Source organism: Burkholderia contaminans, from assembly GCF_029633825.1.
Lineage (GTDB): Bacteria > Pseudomonadota > Gammaproteobacteria > Burkholderiales > Burkholderiaceae > Burkholderia > Burkholderia contaminans.
The window spans coordinates 2,409,611-2,426,883 of the sequence record NZ_CP090641.1; the positions used below are offsets into that span (position 1 = coordinate 2,409,611).

The 17,273-nt window shown below is 69.1% G+C and carries 15 protein-coding genes; 5 read left to right on the forward strand and 10 right to left on the reverse strand.

The genetic code is table 11. The features are described 5' to 3' along the window. Positions 1–8 precede the first annotated feature (8 nt). Positions 9–386, reverse strand: a complete 378-nt coding sequence (locus LXE91_RS28525) for a hypothetical protein (RefSeq protein ID WP_011356094.1) — start codon at positions 384–386, stop codon at positions 9–11. A gap of 102 nt (positions 387–488) precedes the next feature. Continuing rightward, a complete protein-coding gene (locus LXE91_RS28530; protein ID WP_039364099.1) occupies positions 489–1,682 on the reverse strand; it encodes an acyl-CoA dehydrogenase family protein in 1,194 nt (397 codons plus the stop codon). A gap of 144 nt (positions 1,683–1,826) precedes the next feature. On the opposite strand from LXE91_RS28530, the gene LXE91_RS28535 reads away from it, so the two are divergent. Continuing rightward, complete coding sequence (locus LXE91_RS28535) at positions 1,827–3,392, forward strand: sensor histidine kinase (RefSeq protein WP_039364103.1); 1,566 nt, start codon at positions 1,827–1,829, stop codon at positions 3,390–3,392. Positions 3,393–3,469: 77 nt separating this feature from the next. Here the strand turns inward: LXE91_RS28535 and LXE91_RS28540 are convergent, their stop codons facing one another. From LXE91_RS28540 to LXE91_RS28550, 3 genes are all read right to left on the reverse strand, one after another. Further along, complete coding sequence (locus tag LXE91_RS28540) at positions 3,470–3,856, reverse strand: tautomerase family protein (protein ID WP_039364106.1); 387 nt, start codon at positions 3,854–3,856, stop codon at positions 3,470–3,472. A gap of 237 nt (positions 3,857–4,093) precedes the next feature. Beyond that, positions 4,094–4,597 carry an aromatic-ring-hydroxylating dioxygenase subunit beta gene (locus LXE91_RS28545; RefSeq protein WP_039364109.1) on the reverse strand — a complete coding sequence of 168 codons (504 nt, stop codon included), beginning with the start codon at positions 4,595–4,597 and terminating at the stop codon, positions 4,094–4,096. Beyond that, the gene (locus tag LXE91_RS28550) at positions 4,594–5,877 is read right to left on the reverse strand and encodes an aromatic ring-hydroxylating oxygenase subunit alpha (RefSeq protein WP_039364111.1); all 1,284 of its coding nucleotides are present in this window, start codon (positions 5,875–5,877) and stop codon (positions 4,594–4,596) included. Before LXE91_RS28550 ends, LXE91_RS28545 begins: the two co-directional genes overlap by 4 nt. A gap of 138 nt (positions 5,878–6,015) precedes the next feature. On the opposite strand from LXE91_RS28550, the gene LXE91_RS28555 reads away from it, so the two are divergent. Continuing rightward, positions 6,016–6,936, forward strand: a complete 921-nt coding sequence (locus tag LXE91_RS28555) for a LysR family transcriptional regulator (RefSeq protein WP_039364114.1) — start codon at positions 6,016–6,018, stop codon at positions 6,934–6,936. 262 nt (positions 6,937–7,198) lie between these two features. Here the strand turns inward: LXE91_RS28555 and LXE91_RS28560 are convergent, their stop codons facing one another. Further along, positions 7,199–8,176, reverse strand: a complete 978-nt coding sequence (locus LXE91_RS28560) for a PDR/VanB family oxidoreductase (protein WP_039364117.1) — start codon at positions 8,174–8,176, stop codon at positions 7,199–7,201. Positions 8,177–8,332: 156 nt separating this feature from the next. Beyond that, positions 8,333–9,730, reverse strand: a complete 1,398-nt coding sequence (locus tag LXE91_RS28565) for a spinster family MFS transporter (protein ID WP_039364120.1) — start codon at positions 9,728–9,730, stop codon at positions 8,333–8,335. A 410-nt stretch (positions 9,731–10,140) separates the two neighbouring features. On the opposite strand from LXE91_RS28565, the gene LXE91_RS28570 reads away from it, so the two are divergent. Beyond that, positions 10,141–11,259, forward strand: a complete 1,119-nt coding sequence (locus LXE91_RS28570; protein ID WP_039364123.1) for a porin — start codon at positions 10,141–10,143, stop codon at positions 11,257–11,259. An 86-nt stretch (positions 11,260–11,345) separates the two neighbouring features. Here LXE91_RS28570 and LXE91_RS28575 read toward each other — a convergent pair whose 3' ends face one another. Both LXE91_RS28575 and LXE91_RS28580 read right to left on the reverse strand, forming a co-directional pair. After that, the gene (locus LXE91_RS28575) at positions 11,346–12,380 is read right to left on the reverse strand and encodes a LysR family transcriptional regulator (protein WP_039364126.1); all 1,035 of its coding nucleotides are present in this window, start codon (positions 12,378–12,380) and stop codon (positions 11,346–11,348) included. Continuing rightward, positions 12,377–13,351 carry an AraC family transcriptional regulator gene (locus LXE91_RS28580; RefSeq protein ID WP_039364129.1) on the reverse strand — a complete coding sequence of 325 codons (975 nt, stop codon included), beginning with the start codon at positions 13,349–13,351 and terminating at the stop codon, positions 12,377–12,379. The genes LXE91_RS28575 and LXE91_RS28580 overlap by 4 nt, the downstream gene beginning before the upstream one ends. Before the next feature lie 156 nt (positions 13,352–13,507). On the opposite strand from LXE91_RS28580, the gene LXE91_RS28585 reads away from it, so the two are divergent. Continuing rightward, positions 13,508–14,632 (forward strand): NAD/NADP-dependent octopine/nopaline dehydrogenase family protein, encoded by a 1,125-nt coding sequence (locus tag LXE91_RS28585; protein WP_039364132.1) that lies wholly within the window; start codon positions 13,508–13,510, stop codon positions 14,630–14,632. Further along, positions 14,629–15,636 (forward strand): 3-hydroxybutyryl-CoA dehydrogenase, encoded by a 1,008-nt coding sequence (locus tag LXE91_RS28590; RefSeq protein ID WP_039364135.1) that lies wholly within the window; start codon positions 14,629–14,631, stop codon positions 15,634–15,636. The genes LXE91_RS28585 and LXE91_RS28590 overlap by 4 nt, the downstream gene beginning before the upstream one ends. Positions 15,637–15,770: 134 nt before the next feature. On the opposite strand, the gene LXE91_RS28595 is transcribed toward LXE91_RS28590, so the two are convergent. After that, the gene (locus tag LXE91_RS28595) at positions 15,771–17,108 is read right to left on the reverse strand and encodes an MFS transporter (RefSeq protein WP_039364138.1); all 1,338 of its coding nucleotides are present in this window, start codon (positions 17,106–17,108) and stop codon (positions 15,771–15,773) included. Positions 17,109–17,273: the final 165 nt, after the last annotated feature.

Here is a 17,273-nt window from a genome sequence, read left to right on the forward strand (position 1 = left end):
CGCGCGCCTCACGCCGCCGGCTTCGCGGCCGGCGGCACCGTCAGCGCACGGCCGACGCGCGCCTCGATCTTGCCGTAGCGCCACAGGTTGTATTCGCCGACCGGCGTCGTGCGATACAGGTTGCACACGGCGACCGTCGTGTCGAAGTCGGCGACGTCGGCCATGATGTAGAAGGTCCACGGCGCGCCGTCGGCCTGGCCGACCACGAGGCGGTCGTCATCCATCACGCCGAGCACGCGCACGCCGGGCATCGCTTCGACGGCGGCGAGCATCGCGCCGTACGCCTGCCACACCTCGCCGATCTTCTCGCGCGGCAGGTCGAAGAAGTTTTGCGACACGCCGCAGCAGAACAGGACGCGCAGCGGCAGCGGATTCGAATCGGACATCTGAGGTTCTCCGGAGGAAACGGTTGAGGGGACGAGCCGGCCGGCGAAGGTGCTTCGGCATCGGCGTCATGCGTGTTCAAAAAGGCTTCGGGCAAACGCGGGTTACAGGTAGCCGGGAAACGGCGTGACGCCGGTGAACACCGCGCCGGCGCCGTCGAAGTTGCCTTCGCCGAGGAACGCGTGCTGCGTGACGACCATCGCATCGCGCAGCAGCCGCTGCAGCGGGTGCGTGCGATAGATCGCCGCCGTGCCGCCGAGGCGGTACGCGCGTTCGACGACGCTCGCGCCTTCGCGTGCGATCTGCGTGGCCGCGAGCCGCAGCAGGCTGACCTGGTCGGGCGTCACCGGGTTGCCGGCGAGGATCGATTGCCACACCCCGTCGGTTGCGTCGTAGAAGAACGCGCGCGCCGAGCGCAGTTGCGCTTCGGCCTTCGCGAGTTCGATGCGGTAGTACGCGCGATCGGCGAGGCGCGGTGCGCCCGTCGTCGTCTGCCGGCCGCCCGACATCCGGTTCACGACGTCGAGCGCCGCGCGTGCGAGGCCGAGGTTCACGACGGCCAGCACCTGCGCCGCATACGCGACGGTCGGATAGCGGTACAGCGGCTCGTCGACGGTCGGCTCGCCGCCGCGCACGAAGGTCCATGCTTCGGGCACGAAGCGGTCGTCCACGCGCAGGTCGTGGCTGCCGGTGCCCTGCATGCCGACCACGCTCCAGTTCTCGACGATCTCGACTTCGGCGGCACGGAACACGGCCGTGCGCGGCTTGTTCGGCGCGGCGTCCTGCGCACCCGGCACGGCGATGCCGACGCCGAGCCAGTCGGCCCCCTTGCAGCCGCTCGCGAATTTCCACGTGCCGTTCACGCGCCAGCCGCCCGCTGCGGGCTGGGCCGGCTGCACCGGGAACAGGCCGCCCGCGAACACCTGGTCGGGGCCGCTCGCATACAGTTCGGCCTGGGTGTCGAGCGGCAGCGCGGCGAGATACACGTTCGCGGAGCCGAAGCTCGCGACCCACGCGGCCGAGCCGTCGGCAGTCGCGATCCGTTCGATCATGTCGAGGAACGCGGCGGGCGCGAGCGCATCGCCGCCGAAGCGGCGCGGCGTGCCCGCGCGATAGATGCCGGCCTCCTTGAACAAGGCGATCACGTCGCGCGGCACGTGCGACAGGCGGTCGAATTCTTCGCGGCGCGCGGCAACCGTCTCGATCACGGCGTCGAGCGGCGACAGCCGGGCGGCCGGTTCGCCGGCCGCGCGGGAAGCGCTCGGTGCGGTGTCGAGGGCGAGGGCGACGTGGGGCATGGCTGTCTCCTGGGGCGGATTGGGGTTCGAATGCGGGGTGGTCACGACGATGCAACCAGTCTAGAAACGCCGAAAACGCGCAGCAATTGGTGCGTTGGGCCGTGCGACTGGTGAGGTTCCGTGCCGCACTAAAGAAATCTTCAGATGCGGGCGGCGCGCGCCGGTGCTATGTTGGGTTTCCGGCCGCGCGATGCCGCGCGGCCTCATCCGAAGCCGATCATGAGTTTTCCCGACGAAGACGATTTCCACCGGTTGCTCGACGCGCTGACGACCTGCGTGCTGCTGCACGACGCGCACACCAAGGCGATCGTGTGGGCGAACCGCGCCGCGTGCATCGCGCTCGGCTTTTCCGTCGAGGAACTGCTGCCGCTGAAGGCGCCGGACATGACGCGCCCCGAACCGAAATACCAGCGCGAGATCGCCGTGAGCGCGTGGGACCGCGCGCTCGTCGACGGGCCGCAGGTGTACGAGTGGTGCTACCGGTCGCGCACGGGCGTCGACATGCTGTCCGAGGCGACCGCCACCTACGTGCCGCTGCGCGGGCGCGACGTCGTGATGGTGCAGTTCCGCGACATCAGCGCGGAAGAGGCGGTGCGGCAGCAACTGCGCCGCTACGAGGCGCGGCTGCGCGAATTCATGCAGGACCTCGACGAAGGCATCGCGGTCGTCACGCCGCACGGCGGCGTGCAGTTCATCAGCGAGTCGGGCCGCCGCGTGCTCGGCCTCGCGCCCGACGAAGCGCTCGGCGAGGTGCTCGACTACTGTTCCGAGGCCGACCGCGACCGGCTCGTCGCGCAACTGCGCGATGCGCCGTCCGCGTATCCGTCCGCGCCGCAGCGCTACCGGATCGTGCGGCGCGACGGCTCGCCGTGCTGGCTGCGCATCCTGTGCCGGCAGGTCGCGATCGAGGACGATCTCGACGGGCTGCTCGTGCAGTTCCGCGACGTGAGCGACGAAGTCGCGATCGAGGAGGCGCGCCGCGCGGAAGCGCGCATGCTCGAACACGCGGGCCGTTACAACGCGATGGGCGAGATGGCGAGCGTGATCGCGCACGAGCTGAGCCAGCCGCTCGCGGCCGTGCGCAATTTCATCGAAGGCGCGGTGCAGCGGCTGAACGGGCGCGGCGCGATCGACGACGCGATCTGGGGGCTGCGCAGCGCGGACCGGCAGGCCGAGCATGCGGCGCTGATCATCAAGAGCGTGCGCGAGTTCATCGTGAAGCGCGAGCCGGTCGTCGCGCTCGCCGACCTGCGCGACATCCTCGCGGACGTCGCGTATTTCATCGAGCTGCGCGCGAAGGAAGCCGGCGTGACGGTCACGATCGTGCAGGCCGACGAGCCGCTGCCGATCCGCTGCGAGCGCGTGCTGATCGGGCAGGTGATCCTGAACCTCGCGTTCAATGCGATCGAGGCGTTCGCCGGTTGCGAGCGTGTGCCGCGCATGCTGACGCTCGGTACCGCGAACGTCGGCGGGGATGCCGAGCTGCGCGCGATCGACAACGGCCCGGGGATCGCGGCCGATGCGCACGACCGGCTGTTCGACGGTTTCTCGTCGTCGAAGGCCGGCGGGAACGGCATCGGGCTGTCGCTGTGCAAGAGCATCGTCACGCGCCACGGCGGCCGGATCGCTGCGAGCCCGGCCGATGGCGGCGGGCTCGACTGCCGCGTGACGCTGCCGCTCGCCGGGATGAACGCGAATGCAAGCGCATAGTCGCGGGGGCGTGCGCGATGCCGCCGCCACCCGGCGGTCGTCGCGCACGAGCGGGCAGGCTCGCATGCCGCGCATGGTCAGCGCCCCAGCGCCCGCGCGGTCTGGCCGCCGATGCCGAAGTCGGTGTTCGGAATGTCCTTGATGATCACGCGGGTGGCTTGCAGCGGTGCGTCGAGCACGCTGGCGCTCGTCTCCGACAGCGCGGCGATCAGCGCACGCTTCTGTTCATCGGTGCGGCCCGCGATCAGGATCGCGACGATCACCGGCAGCGACGGCGGCGCGCCGTCCGCGGCGCTGCGCCCGCCCAGGCCGATGTGCGTCGCGGGCAATTCGGTCAGCAGCACGCGCACCGATTCGGTCGGCGCACCGATCGAATCGACGGTCGCGCCGGTCAGCCGTGCGATCAGTTCGGCCTTGCGGGCGTCGTCATGGCCGGCCGGCAGGAAAACTTCGAGTGTGGGCATGGTCGTCGGGAAAGGTGAAGGTGACCGGCTCACCTTTGCGTTTGCGGCGGTGAACCGGTCGGTGCTTACAGGTGAAGGTGACCGGCTCACCGTTGCAGCGGGCGGTGGTGAACCGGTGGTCGCGTGCAGGTGAAGGTGGCCGGCCCACCGTTGCGTTTGCGGCGGTGAACCGGTGGGTGCTTAAAGGTGAAGGTGACCGGCTCACCGTTGCGCGGGCGATGGCGAACCTGCGGCCGCTTACAGCAGGAAGCCGATCGCGCTGAGCGCTTCGGTCGAATCGATCAGGCGCACGACCTTCTCGGCGATCCGCATCTCGCCTTCGGCGTCGACGTGCAGCTTGTGCGTGACATCGGCCGCGAACAGCGTCGCGACGCCGCGTTTGTACGCGACGACGACCTGCGCCGATTTCAGCTCGACGGTGCCGGCGCTGCCGCTTTCCAGCGTGAAGCGCGACACGGTGCGCACGGTGCGCGCCGCGTCGGTCGCCGACGCCGAATAGCCGGACACCATCCGCTGCACGCGCTTCTCGCGCATGTCCTGGTCGTCGAACACGTAGTTCAGCGTCGCGGCGAAATCGGTCGTGTCGGGATCGATCGGCACCACGTAGTGGCCGGCGGGATCCCACAGGTCGAGCCACGCGCGATAGTCGCGGCGGTCGAGCATCTCGGCTTCGCGCCACACGAATTCGACCGCGCGGGCGAAGGTCTGCTCGGAAAAGAGGGCGTTGCGGTCGTCCATCATTGTTGCTCCATCATCTTGCGCCATTGCTGGTAGGCCTCGCGCATGCCGGTTTCGTCGGTCGCATGGGCGGTCTTTTCGCCGTTCGCGGCGGTCGTCTCGCGGTTCAGCCCGCGATTCACGAGGATCGGCACGTCGGGGCCTGCGTGCGCGCCGCGCTGTACGCGCTCCCATGCTTCCGCGTCGTCGGGGCTGCCGAAGCCGAACGGGCCCTGGAAGTGCTCGTGAATGCGCAGCCGCTCGCGGTTCGCTTCGTCGGGGCCGCCGTCCATCGCGAGCGCAACATGGCGGATCTCGGTTTCGTTCGCGGAGATCGGCCGCAGCACGCGGAAGAACGCCATCGACAGCGCGAGGTTCGGGAACAGGTTCAGGTTGAAGCCGACGCCCATCAGCGAGCGCACGATGCGGCGCACTTGTTCCGGCGAGTGGCGCTCGGCGAGCTTCGCCGCGAGCGGCGCGAAGCGCTCGGGCAGCGGCGCACCGTCGTCTTCGTCGAGGTCGATCAGCTCCGGCATCAGCACCGCGAGGCTGTGGCCGTTGCCGAGCCCGCGGCAGAACGCATCCTCGCTCGTCATGAAGCTCGTGATCGCGGCGGCCGTCTCGTCGTCGATCGACTTCATCCACGACTTGTGCACGACCGGGAAGTGATAGAGGTCGGTTGTGTTCTCGAGCTGGATCTTCCAGTTGCCCTTGAACTTGAACTTGTGCTCGCCGTTCGCCTTGATCGGGTAGCCGGCGCCCTGTTTCATGAACAGGTCGATCCACGGCTTCGCGCCGCCGAGGAAATCCTCGAGCGGTTCGATGTCGTCGTTGAAGCTCGCGAAGATCAGCCCCTGGTACACGCCGACGCGCAGCTTCACGAGCGGCAGGTCGCCTTTCTCGCACACGCCTTCGTAGCCGTCGCCGTACGGCAGCGCGCGCAGCGTGCCGTCGAGTGCGTACGACCAGCTGTGATACGGGCACGTGAAGCCCTTCGCGTTGCCCTTGTGCGATTCGCACACGGTCGCGCCGCGATGGCGGCAGCGGTTCTGCAGCACGTTGATCTCGCCGGTCTTGTCGCGCACGACGATCACCGGCTGCCGGCCGATCGTCGTCGTGATGAAGTCGCCCGGGTTCGGCAGCTCGCTTTCGTGCGCGACCCAGATCCAGGTGCGGTAGAAGATGCGGTCGAGCTCGGCTTCGAACAGCGCGGGATCGTGATACATCGCGGGCGCGATGCGGTCGGGTTGCGCGAGGCCGTGCAACGCGCTGGTGTCGATCGTCTGGTAGGAAATGTCGCTCATCGTTGTGTGGGGAAAGAGTCGCGAAATCGGGCCGCGTCGCGCGCGGTGTCGAGTACCCAGTCTCGTCTTCCACTGCATATCCGTCAAATTGATCTAAAATTGGCTTGTCAATAAATACGGCAAATGATGGAGGCTACGATGACATCGGTCGATCATCTCGATCTGAACCTGTTGCGCGTATTCCAGGCGATCGTCGAGGAACGCAGCCTGACGAAGGCCGGCGAGCGGCTCGCGCTGTCGCAGCCGGCCGTCAGCTATTCGCTCGGCCGGCTGCGCACGCTGTTCGACGATCCGCTGTTCGTGCGCACGCGCTCGGGCATGCAGCCGACGCCGGTCGCGCTCGAGCTCGCGGGGATCGTCGGCAAGGCGCTCGACATGGTGCGCGTGGCGCTGCGCTACGCGGAGCGCTTCGACCCGGCCACCAGCACACGCACGTTCCGGTTGTCGTTGTCGGATGCGGGCGAGATGGCGTACCTGCCGGCGATCTGCCAGGCGCTGCGCGAGCGCGCGCCGCGCGTGACGTTGAGCGTGCAGCCGCTGCCGGTGGAGGAGATCGAGGAAGCGCTGCGCGCGAGCCGGCTGGATTTCGCGATCGGCAACCTGCCGGAGCTGATGCCGAGCACGCGTCACCAGACGCTGTTCGAGGAAACCTACGTATGCATGACGGGCCGCCGGCGCGGGGTGCCGAGCGGCGCCGCGCTGAGCCTCGACCAGTTCGTGCGCGCCGCGCACGTCAACGTGAAATCGGTCGAGCACAGCCACCACGCGCTCGACGATGCGCTGCGCGCGCAGGGCGTGGGCCGCAACATCGCGCTCGAAGTGCCGCACTTCGTCGCGCTGCCGAGCGTGCTGTCGGTCACGGATCTCTATGCGACGCTGCCGAAGCGGCTCGCGCAGATCCTGAACCGCGACAATGCGTTTCGCCTCTATGCGCTGCCCGTCACGCTGCCGCCCGCGCCGGTGACGATGCACTGGCACGAGCATTTTCATGAAGACGAAGGCAACGCGTGGATGCGCACGCTGCTGGCCGAGCTTGTCGCGCGGTTCGACGATGCGTGATCCACGAGGGCGAGCGCAACGCGTAGGTGCGCGCGTTGTCGGCCGAGATCGGCGAGCGATTGGACGACTCGTGGACCTACGAGGTGAGGGCAACGCATGGATGCGCACGCTGCTGGCCGAGCTTGTCGCGCGTTTCGATGACGCGTGACCCATGACGCGGAGGGCAACGCATGGATGCGCGCGTTGCTGGTCGCGTTTGTCGAGAGATTCGACGGCGCGAGACGTCCTGAACGGGCGTTGCTCGTGCCGCGCGCGTCAGTGATCAGAGATCCAGAACGAGCACCGCCGAGCGCGCACGCGACACGCAGCAGCAGATCACCGTGTTGCCCGCGCGCTCGGCTTTGCTGAGGCAATGGTCGCGATGATCGGGCTCGCCGTCGATCACGGGCACCATGCAGGTGCCGCACACGCCTTCGCCGCATGACGTGTCGACCTCGATGCCGATGCGCGCGAGTGCGTCGACGATCGACGTGTCGGGCGCGACGCGCACCGATTGCCCGCTGCGCTGCAGGCGCACTTCGAAACCGTCGGCGGCATCCGTGCTGCCCGCAGCGGCGGCAGCAGGTTCCGCCGCGAACCGTTCGAGATGGATCGAATCTTCGGGCAAGCGCGCCGCGGCCGCCGCGACGACCGCATCCATGAACGGTCCCGGGCCGCACGTATAGACGTGGGCGTGCGCGTCGACCGATTCGACGCAGCGGCCCAGCTCGGCCGCAAGCGCGTCGGGCTCGACACCGTAGTGGAACGTCACATGCGACGCGAACGGCTCGGCCGCGAGTTCGTCGACGAAGGCCGCATGTTCACGGCTGCGTGCGAAGTAGTGCAGCCGATAGCGCGCGCCGCGCTTGTGCAGCGCATACGCCATCGACAGCAGCGGCGTGATGCCGATGCCGGCCGCGATCAGCACGTGCTCGCTCGCGCTATCCGTCAGACGAAACAGGTTGCGCGGCGCGCCGATCGACAGCTCGGCGCCGATCTGCACGTCGTCGTGCAGCGAACGCGAGCCGCCGCGCGACTGCGCTTCCTTCTTCACCGCGAACAGGTAGCTGCCGCGCTCGTCGGGGTTGCCGCACAGCGAGTATTGCCGCGTGACGCCGGACGGCGCGGTCACGTCGATATGGGCGCCGGGTTCGTACGCGTCGAACGGCTGGCCGTCGACGCGCGAAACCCGGAAACAGCGGATGTCCTGCGCCGCGTCGATCAGCGCGTCGATCCGGACTTGGTGGCGGTTCGCTTGCATGGGTAAATCCGTGGGGTAGGAGGAAAGCGGCGCGGCAAATACCGCGCCGTCGTGCGATCGAGAATAGGGACGGGCATCGCATAAATCAAATCGATTAAAAAGCGATGCCTGAATCAGTTAGATGGATGATGGTCGGGGCGCGATTGCACCTGATGTTCAGCGCGCGGCGATCGCGTTGCCCGCGTCGGCCGTGTGCGGCGCGGCGGCCGACGCATGGCCGCGTTCGCGATCGAGGCTGCGGCGATAGTGCCGGCACCCGGCGGCGAGCAGCAGCGCGGCGAGCGTGGCCGCCGCGACGTTGACGATCGACATCGAATGACCGACCGCCGCCGGCGCGCCGAACACGCGGTCGGTGAACAGCGCGACGACGGTCGTGCCGATCCCGAGCGCGATCAGGTTCGACACGAGCAGGAACAGCGCGGAGATCTGCGCGCGCATCTGGTTCGGCGCGAGCGTCTGCATCGCGGCGGTGGACGTCGGCATCGGGAACGACGCGAAGAACATCGCGACGACGAGCATCGCGAGCGACGCATGCAGCGAATCGAGCTGCGTGAACAGCGTCGCGGGGATCACCATGCACGCGGCGCCGATCGCGCCGGCGCGCATCGGCGCATCGCTGCGGCCGCGCTTGAGCAGCCAGTCGTTGAGCCAGCCGCCGCAGAACACGCCGGCCGTGTTCGCGACCAGCAGCACGATGCCGAGCGTGTAGCCGGCTTCGACGGCCGTCATCCCGAAGCGGCGGATATAGAACGCGGGCGTCCAGCTCAGCAGGCAGTACAGCGTCATCGCGTAGAACGAGAAGCCGAGGTAGTGACACGAGAAGGTCGCGCGATGCGTGCCGACGAAACGCAGCGAATCGCGCATCGACACGCGCCGCACGGCGCCCGAGCGATCCTGCGCGAGCCCCTTGCGTTGCGGGTCGCGCACGGTCGCGGCGAACAGCAGTGCCACGAGGATTCCCGGCAGCCCGACGATCAGGAACGTGACCTGCCACGCATGCACCTGGCCGACCACCGGCAGCGTGAACGCGCTCGCATGCTTGAGCAGCGCGATCACGTAGCCGCCGATCAGGAACGCGACACCGCCGCCGATGAACGAGCCGAGCGAATACACGGCGATCGCGCGCCCGAACTTCTCCTTCGGGAAGTAGTCGGCGAGCATCGAATACGCGCCGGGCGACAGCGCGGCTTCGCCCACGCCGACGCCCATCCGCGCGATGAACATCTGAACGAAATGCTGGCTGAGCCCGCACGCGGCGGTCGCGACGCTCCACAGCGCGATGCCGAGCGAGATGATCCGCGGCCGCGCGTAACGATCGGCGAGATAGGCGACGGGCAGCCCCATCACCGCATAGAACAGCGAGAACGCGAAACCGTTCAGCAGGCTGAACTGCGTGTCGGACAGGTGCAGGTCGCGCTTGATCGGCTCGATCATCAGCACGAGGACCTGGCGGTCGACGAACGAAAAGACGTACGCGAGCATGCAGATGACGACGACATACCATTCGTACGTATAGCGCTTGCCGTCGGCAGCGCGGGCCGTGGATGCGGACATGCGGATTCTCCAGGAGCGGGCGGTGGAAACGCGCGGCAGCGGCCTGGCGGGCCGGGCGCCGTCGCGGCGCGAAAGCGTGCGGGGGCACGTGTCGGAGACGCAGCGTAGTCGGCCAAATCCGGCCGCCATAGCCGGAGTGACAGCCGCGCCACACGGGCATTTACCGACCCGGATAAAGAAAACACCAGGGTCTCGCGCGCCGGCCGCCGCGCAGCGCGCCTGCGGCGGGGCGCGCGTGCATCATGCGGCGCATCTATAAGCGTTATAGAGCGCATTGCGTCGACGTCCGAAATTGTCGTTCCTAGACTCGGCCCGTTTTTGATCGGCAGCGTTGGCCCTTTGCGGCGAACGCGCTTCATGCCACGCGGCGCGATGCCGACCGGCGCCGCAAACTCTACGGGACGACGACGATGAACCAACCGAACGGGCGGGCCGACCGGCTTGCCGTACCGCTTGCCGCGCTGCTTGCCTGCGCGGCGCTGCCCGCATTCGCGCAATCGAGCGTGACGCTCTACGGCCGCATCGACACCGCGATCGAATACGCGAACGCCGGGCCGAACCACGTGACGCGCATGGGCAGCGGCAACCTGTGGGCGTCGCAGTGGGGGCTGAAGGGTGTCGAGGATCTCGGCGGCGGCTACGCGACGATCTTCAAGCTGGAAGACGGCTTCAATGCGGGAAGCGGCGCACTGTCGAACGGCAGCGCACTGTTCGGCCGCGAGGCGTGGGTCGGCGTCACGGGGCCGTTCGGTGGCGTGCAGTTCGGCGAGCTTTACACGATCCTGCACACGACGCTCGTCACGTACAGCCTGCCGGGCCTCGGCGCGGGGCTCGCGTGGGGCAACGCGACGAACAACTTCGTCGGGCCCGCGTTCCTGCGCGTGCGCAACTCGATGCGCTACACGTCGCCGCGCGCGGCGGGCTTCATGCTGAGGGCGATGGCCGCGCGCGGCACCAACGGCGCGGCCGGCCAGCCGGCGACGCTCGGCGATACGTACGGCGCGGGGCTCAACTACGTGCAAGGCGGCCTGTCGGTCGACGTCGACTACATGCAGCAGAAGTTCAGCCCGGTGGCTGCGGCCGCGCTCGGCGACACGAGCCCGGCCGCGAACGGCAACTACACGCTGGGCGCGATTTCGTACGATTTCCGCGTCGTGAAGGTCGCCGCGCTGTACATGCGCCATCGCGGCGGCCCCGACGTCGCGACCGCGATCGACAGCCAGAGCGCGTATCCGCACAGCGACATCATGGAGCTGAGCGCGACGGTGCCGATCGGGCGTGCGTCGCTGCTGCTGAGTGTCGGCCATTACCACAAGGTCGCGGACAGCGACGGCAACGCCGATTCGTACGGCATCCGATTCGACTATCCGCTGTCGAAGCGCACCGTGCTGTACACGGGCGCCGCGATGGTGCGCAACGGCGCGCACGCACGCTTCGTCGTGAACGGCGCGGCGGGTGGCGGCGCCGCGGTCGCGAAGCCGGGCGCGACCGCGAGTTCGATCGTCGCGGGCATCCTCACGTCGTTCTGAACGCTTCGGACGATTCGGACGATTCGGTCGCTTTGGTCGGTTTGACCGCCTAGCACCTGCGTGCGCATCCGCACCCGCTTGTGCCGCTACGCGCAGGCGGGCGGTTGCGGCGCGAGCCATGCGTCGAACGGCGCCAGCTCGCCGATGTTGAACAGTTCGAGCAGCAGCGCGCGCAGCCAGCGATGGCCGGGGTCGGCGTCGAAGCGCCGATGCCAGTATGCGTTGACGGCCCATTCGCCCGCACCGGCGATCTCGTACAGCGCACACGGCTGCCGCGCCGCGAACGTGATCGCGATCGTCTCCGGCAGGATCAGCGCATAGTCGCCGTCCTGCAACAGCGCGGGCACCACCAGGAAATCGGGAAGCGCCGCGCGCACGCGCGGCATCAGCCCGTGCCGCTCCAGCAGCTGCATCGATTGCGGATGCGACGCGACCGCGACGAAGCGCAGCGTCTCGGGCGCGTCGCCATCGAGCACGTAATCGGCGGGCAGCGCGACGCGCTGCGCGGTGCGGCGCGGCATCAGCAGCACGCAGCGCTCGTGCAGCAGCGCGGTGCGCTGGAAGTGGCTCGACGCGTCGGCAAAATGCCCGAGCGCGAAGTCGATCCGCCCCGATTCGAGCGCGACGTTGAGCTGGCATTCGTCGACGTGCAGCGTCTCGATCACCGCACCCGGCGCGCGGCGGTCGAATGCGGCAAGCAGCGTCGGCAGGAACGCGCTCGCCGCGAAATCGCTCATGTGCAGGCGGAACACGCGCTGCGTGCTGTCGGGCGTGAAGCGCGAGCCTTCGTCGAGCACGTCCTGCAGGATTGCGAGCGCCTTGTCGACCGACAGCGCGAGCCGCTGCGCGCGCGGCGTCGGCTCGACGCCGGTGCCGGTGCGCACGAACAGCGCGTCGCGGAACATCAGCCGCAGCCGGCCGAGCGCGTAGCTGACGGACGGCTGCGTGACGCCGAGCCGCAGCGCCGCGCGGCCGACATGCCGCTCCTCGTACACGGCACGAAACGTCTTCAGCAAGTTGAGGTCGAGATCCTGCACGCGCAGTTCGGACGGGTCGGTGTCGTGCGGTGCGGATTCGTTGCGGGCCGGGGCCGCCGGGCGGCCAGGTGCGGAGTACGTCATCGGGGTTGCCTCGCGGTGACGGAAGGCGCGTGGCCGTACCGCCGCGCATATGCCTTCGCGAAATGGCCGAAGCCATGGATGCCGTGTGCGATCAGCACGTCGGTCACGCTGCGCGCGTCGCCGCATTGCAGCGCCGCGTGCACGGCGGCGAGCCTGCGATCGCGCACATAGGCGGCCGGCGTGGTGTGCAGGAATGCGCGGAACGCGTGCTGCAGCGTGCGTGGCGCGACGCCCGCGACGGCCGCCAGCGCGGCGAGTGCGAGCGGTTCGCCGAGGTGCGCGTCGACGTGATCGCATGCGCGCCGCACGTGTGCCGGCAGCGGCGGCGTGCCGCGCGTGAGCGCATCGCTGTACGAATGCGGCAGGTGCGTGAGCAGCAGCGACATCAGCCACGTCGTGAGGTCGGCGCCGAAGGTCGTCGCGGCCGTGCCGATGCCCGGCTGCGCGCCGAGCCGGCACAGGTATTCGAAGGTCGGCAGCAGCAGCGCGGCGCCCGCGCCGGTGCCACCGGCCGCGAGATCGAACTGCAGCGGCCGCGTGAGCGTGGCCTGCAGCATGTCCTGCAACTTGCGTTCGAGCGCGCCGCGTTCGAGTCGCAGCACGAGGTTGCGGCAATCGGGGCTCGTGCTCAGGCGGCTCGCGAGCGCCGGCGACGACACGGTCAGTTCGCCGGGGCCGGCGCGCGCGACGACGCTGCCGGCCTGCAGCTCGCATGCACCGGCGAGCGTCAGCCTGAACAGGAAGTGGTCGGCGTCGTCGCCGAAATCGATGCGCGTTTCGCGGCCATAGCAGAGTTCGAGCAGCGCGCCGTGATGCAGCGGCACTTCGTACAGCTCCGCATGAAACGGATCGAGGCCGCGCGCGGCCATCCGGTGTGGCCCGAGGCGGTGCGCGACCGCGCGTTCGACTTCATCGGGGGCGTGCAGTGTGCCGAGCCGGTTCGGCGCATGGCGGGACAGGGCGATATCCATTCACGAACCTCGTAGCGGATGCGGATGCGGCGGGCGCGGCGGCGTGCACATTGCCGCGATTGCGTTGCGCGAACGGGCGCGCCGTTGCGCGTTTTGAAGCGACGCGGTGAAAGCCGCCGCGTAGTCTGGGAAACACTCAATCACCGGGAGAAGACGATGAAGGTATGTGTTCTGGGCGGCGGCCACGGGTGCCATGCGGCGGCGATCGACCTGCTCGAGAAGGGCCATGACGTGACGTGGTGGCGGCGTGACCGCGAGCCGCATGCGCGGTTGCGCGAGCTGGGCGTGCTGAACGTGACCGACTATCGCGGCAAGCGCGCGGTGCCGCTCGGCGATGCGCCGGGTGCGATCCGCCTGACCGGCGATCTCGCGGCCGCGCTGCGCGGCGCGCAGTTGGTCGTGGTGCCGCTGCCTGCCACGTCGCACGACGCGCTCGCCGCACAGGTTGCGCCGTTGCTGGAGGACGGCCAGGTCGTGTTTCTGCCGCCCGGCACGTTCGGCAGCTTCGTGTTCGCGCAGGCGGCGGCTGATGCCGGAAACCGTTCGCGCGTCGCATTCGCCGAGACGGGCACGCTGCCGTACCTCGTGCGCAAGCATGGCGACAACGACGTCGTGATCAGCGCGTATGCAACGCGCTTGCCGACCGGCGTGTTGCCGGCGACTGCGGCCGGCTGGGCGTTCGACGTGCTGCGCGCGGGCTATCCGTCGGTCGAGCCGGTCGAGGATGCGTTGTCCGGCGCGCTGATGAACGCGGGGCCCGTGATCCATCCGCCGCTGATCCTGATGAACGCCGGGCCGCTCGAACACTTCGACGCATGGGACATCCACAACGAAGGCACGCAGCCGTCGATCCGCCGCGTGACGAATGCGCTCGACGCCGAACGCATCGCGTTGCGTGACGCGCTCGGCTACCGCGCGCCGCATTTCCCGCTCGCGGATCATTACGCGACCGAAGGCGACGAATGGATGTACGGGCGCGGCGCGCACGGCAAGCTGACCGATAGCGGCGACTGGCGCGAGAAGATCGATTTGCGTACCCATCGCTACATGCTCGAGGACACCCGGCTCGGGCTGTCGTTCATCGTGTCGTGCGGGCGCTGGGCCGGCGTGCCGACGCCGGTTGCGCAGGGGCTGCTGAGCATCGCGAGTGCGGTTGCGGAGCGCGACCTGTATGCGCAAGGGCGCACGCTGGAGCGGCTGGGCATTGCGGCGCTGTCGAAGGACGCGATGCGTGCGCTGCTCGACGTGGGCGTCACGGGCGTCACGGGAGTTTCAGCATGAGCGCGGCCGAATTGACGCGCGTGCACGTGCTCGGCGCGGGGCGCATGGGGCAGGGGATCGCGCTCGTGTTCGCGTTCGCGGGGCTCGACGTGACGCTGATCGACTTCAAGCGGCGCGATGCGGTTGGCCAACGCGCCTTCGACGATCGCGCGCGCGACGAGATCGCGAGGCCGTTGCACGCGCAGGTCGCGCTCGGTCGCATCGACGCCGCGCAGGCCGATGCGGTCGTCGCGCGCATCGCGATCGTCGCGCGGGACGGCGCTGCCGAAGCCGTGCGTGATGCGGAGGTCGTGTTCGAGGCGCTGCCCGAGGTGCTCGACGCAAAGGCGGATGCATTGCGCTGGCTCGGCGAGCATGTCGATGCGCGCGCAACGATTGCGTCGACCACGTCGACGTTCGTCGTCACCGAATTGCAGCGCCATGTCGTTCACCCCGAACGGATGCTGAACGCGCACTGGCTGAACCCCGCATTGCTGATGCCGCTCGTCGAGATCAGCCGCAGCGACGCAACCGACCCGTCGGTGGTCGATGCGCTCGCCGCGCTGCTTGTGCGCGTCGGCAAGAAGCCGGTGATTTGCGGGCCGGCGCCCGGCTACATCGTGCCGCGCATCCAGGCGCTCGCGATGAACGAGGCCGCGCGGATGGTCGAAGAGGGTGTTGCAAGCGCGGAGGATATCGATACGGCCATCCGCACGGGTTTCGGCCCGCGCTTCGCGGTGCTCGGGCTGCTCGAATTCATCGACTGGGGCGGCTGCGACATCCTGTACTACGCGTCGAAGTACCTGGCCGGCGAGATCGGCCCGCGCTTCGCGCCGGCCGCGAGCGTCGTGCGCAACATGGAAACCGGGCGCGACGGTGTGCGCACGGGGGCCGGCTTCCACGACTATGCGAACGTGGACGTGCCCGCATACATGCGGCAGCGGCTCGGCGAATTCGCGCGGCTGCTCGATCACCTGGGATTGGCGCCGGTGTTCGACGGCGGGCGGCGCGACCCGCGCGAGTAGTGCTGGTCGCGCGGACCACCCGGCCGCGCGCGCTCGCGGTGCCACGATAGCGCGCACGTGGCACCGTGAGCCGGTGAGCCGCTCGCCCGCCGGAAACGGCGAAGGCACGGATGCGGCCCGCGCGTGCAGCACGCTCACGCCGTGTCGCCACGCGTGCCGGCGTCGGGCGCGACGTGCGTCTCGCGCATCACGCACAGCGTCGCGACGGTCACGAGGCCGAGCGCGATGAGGAACAGCGATACCGGCCACGACGCCTGGTAGCGCACGAGCAGCGCGGTCGCGATCAGCGGCGACATCCCGCCCGCGAAGATCGATGCGACTTCATGCCCGAGCGCGACACCGGAGTAACGCACCTCGGTGCTGAACAGCTCGCCGACGAGTGCGGGCAGCGTGCCGATCATCGCGCCGTGGCTCACGGCGGTGCCGACCGTGAGCGCGAGCCACACGAGCGGCGTCGCGCGTGTGTCGAGCAGCCAGAAGAACGGGAACGCGCACGCGACGAGGCTCAGCGCGCCGATCAGGTACACGGGTTTGCGGCCGATCCGGTCGGACAGCCGGCCCCACGCGAGCATCGCGCCCATCTCGACGATCATCGCGATCATCACGCCGGTCAGCATCACGCCGTTCGGGATGCCGACGTATTTGCCGTAGACGAGCGAGAACGCGAGGAAGATGTACGCGCCGCCGTTCTCGGCCACGCGCAGCCCCATCGCGAGCAGGATTTCCTTCGGATGGCGGCGGATGCACTCGACGATCGGCAGGTGCGTGTGCGCGCCGCGCTTGCCCGCCTGCTCGAAGTCGCGGCTTTCGGGCAGGTGGCGGCGGATATAGATGCCGATCGCGAAGATCACGATGCTCGCGAGGAACGGCAGCCGCCAGCCCCAGGTGCGGAACGCGTCGGCCGGCAGCGCCTGCGCGGCGAGAAACGCGGCCGACGACAGCACGAAGCCGCCGCCCACGCCGAGCTGGCTCCACGCGGCGTAGTAGCCGCGCTGTTCCGGCGGGGCGTTCTCGCTGATCATCAGCACGCCGCCGCCCCATTCGCCGCCCGACGCGATGCCTTGCAGCAGCCGCAGCACGACGAGCGCGGCCGGTGCCCACAAGCCGACCTGCGCATAGGTCGGCAGCAGGCCGATCGCGAAGGTCGATGCACCCATGATCAGCAGCGTCCAGACGAGTGACGCCTTGCGCCCGTAGCGATCGCCGACGTGGCCGAACACGATCCCGCCGAGCGGCCGCGCGACGAAGCCCAGCGCGAAGGCCGCGAACGCGGCGAGGCTGCCGGCGAGCGGCGATGCGCCGGGCGGAAAGAACACGTGGCCGAATACCAGCGCGGCGGCCGTGCCGTAGACGAAGAAGTCGTACCACTCCATCGCGTTGCCGGCGACGGAGGCGATGACGATCCGGCGCAGCTGCCGGTCGGCGAGCGGCCGGGCGGCGCTCGGGGATTGCACGGTGTCGGTCGGATACATGGCGGACTCTGAAGGGGGAGGCAGGCGCGTGCCGTCTGTGCAGCACTGCGGGCTAGTGTTGTCGGCACCGCGCCCCCGGTCAAATCCGCAGAAAAAGGGGAGGGTCATCACTCCCGCTGATGATGGTCATGCGGCGCGCGGCCGTGCCCGCGCGCCCGGCATGCC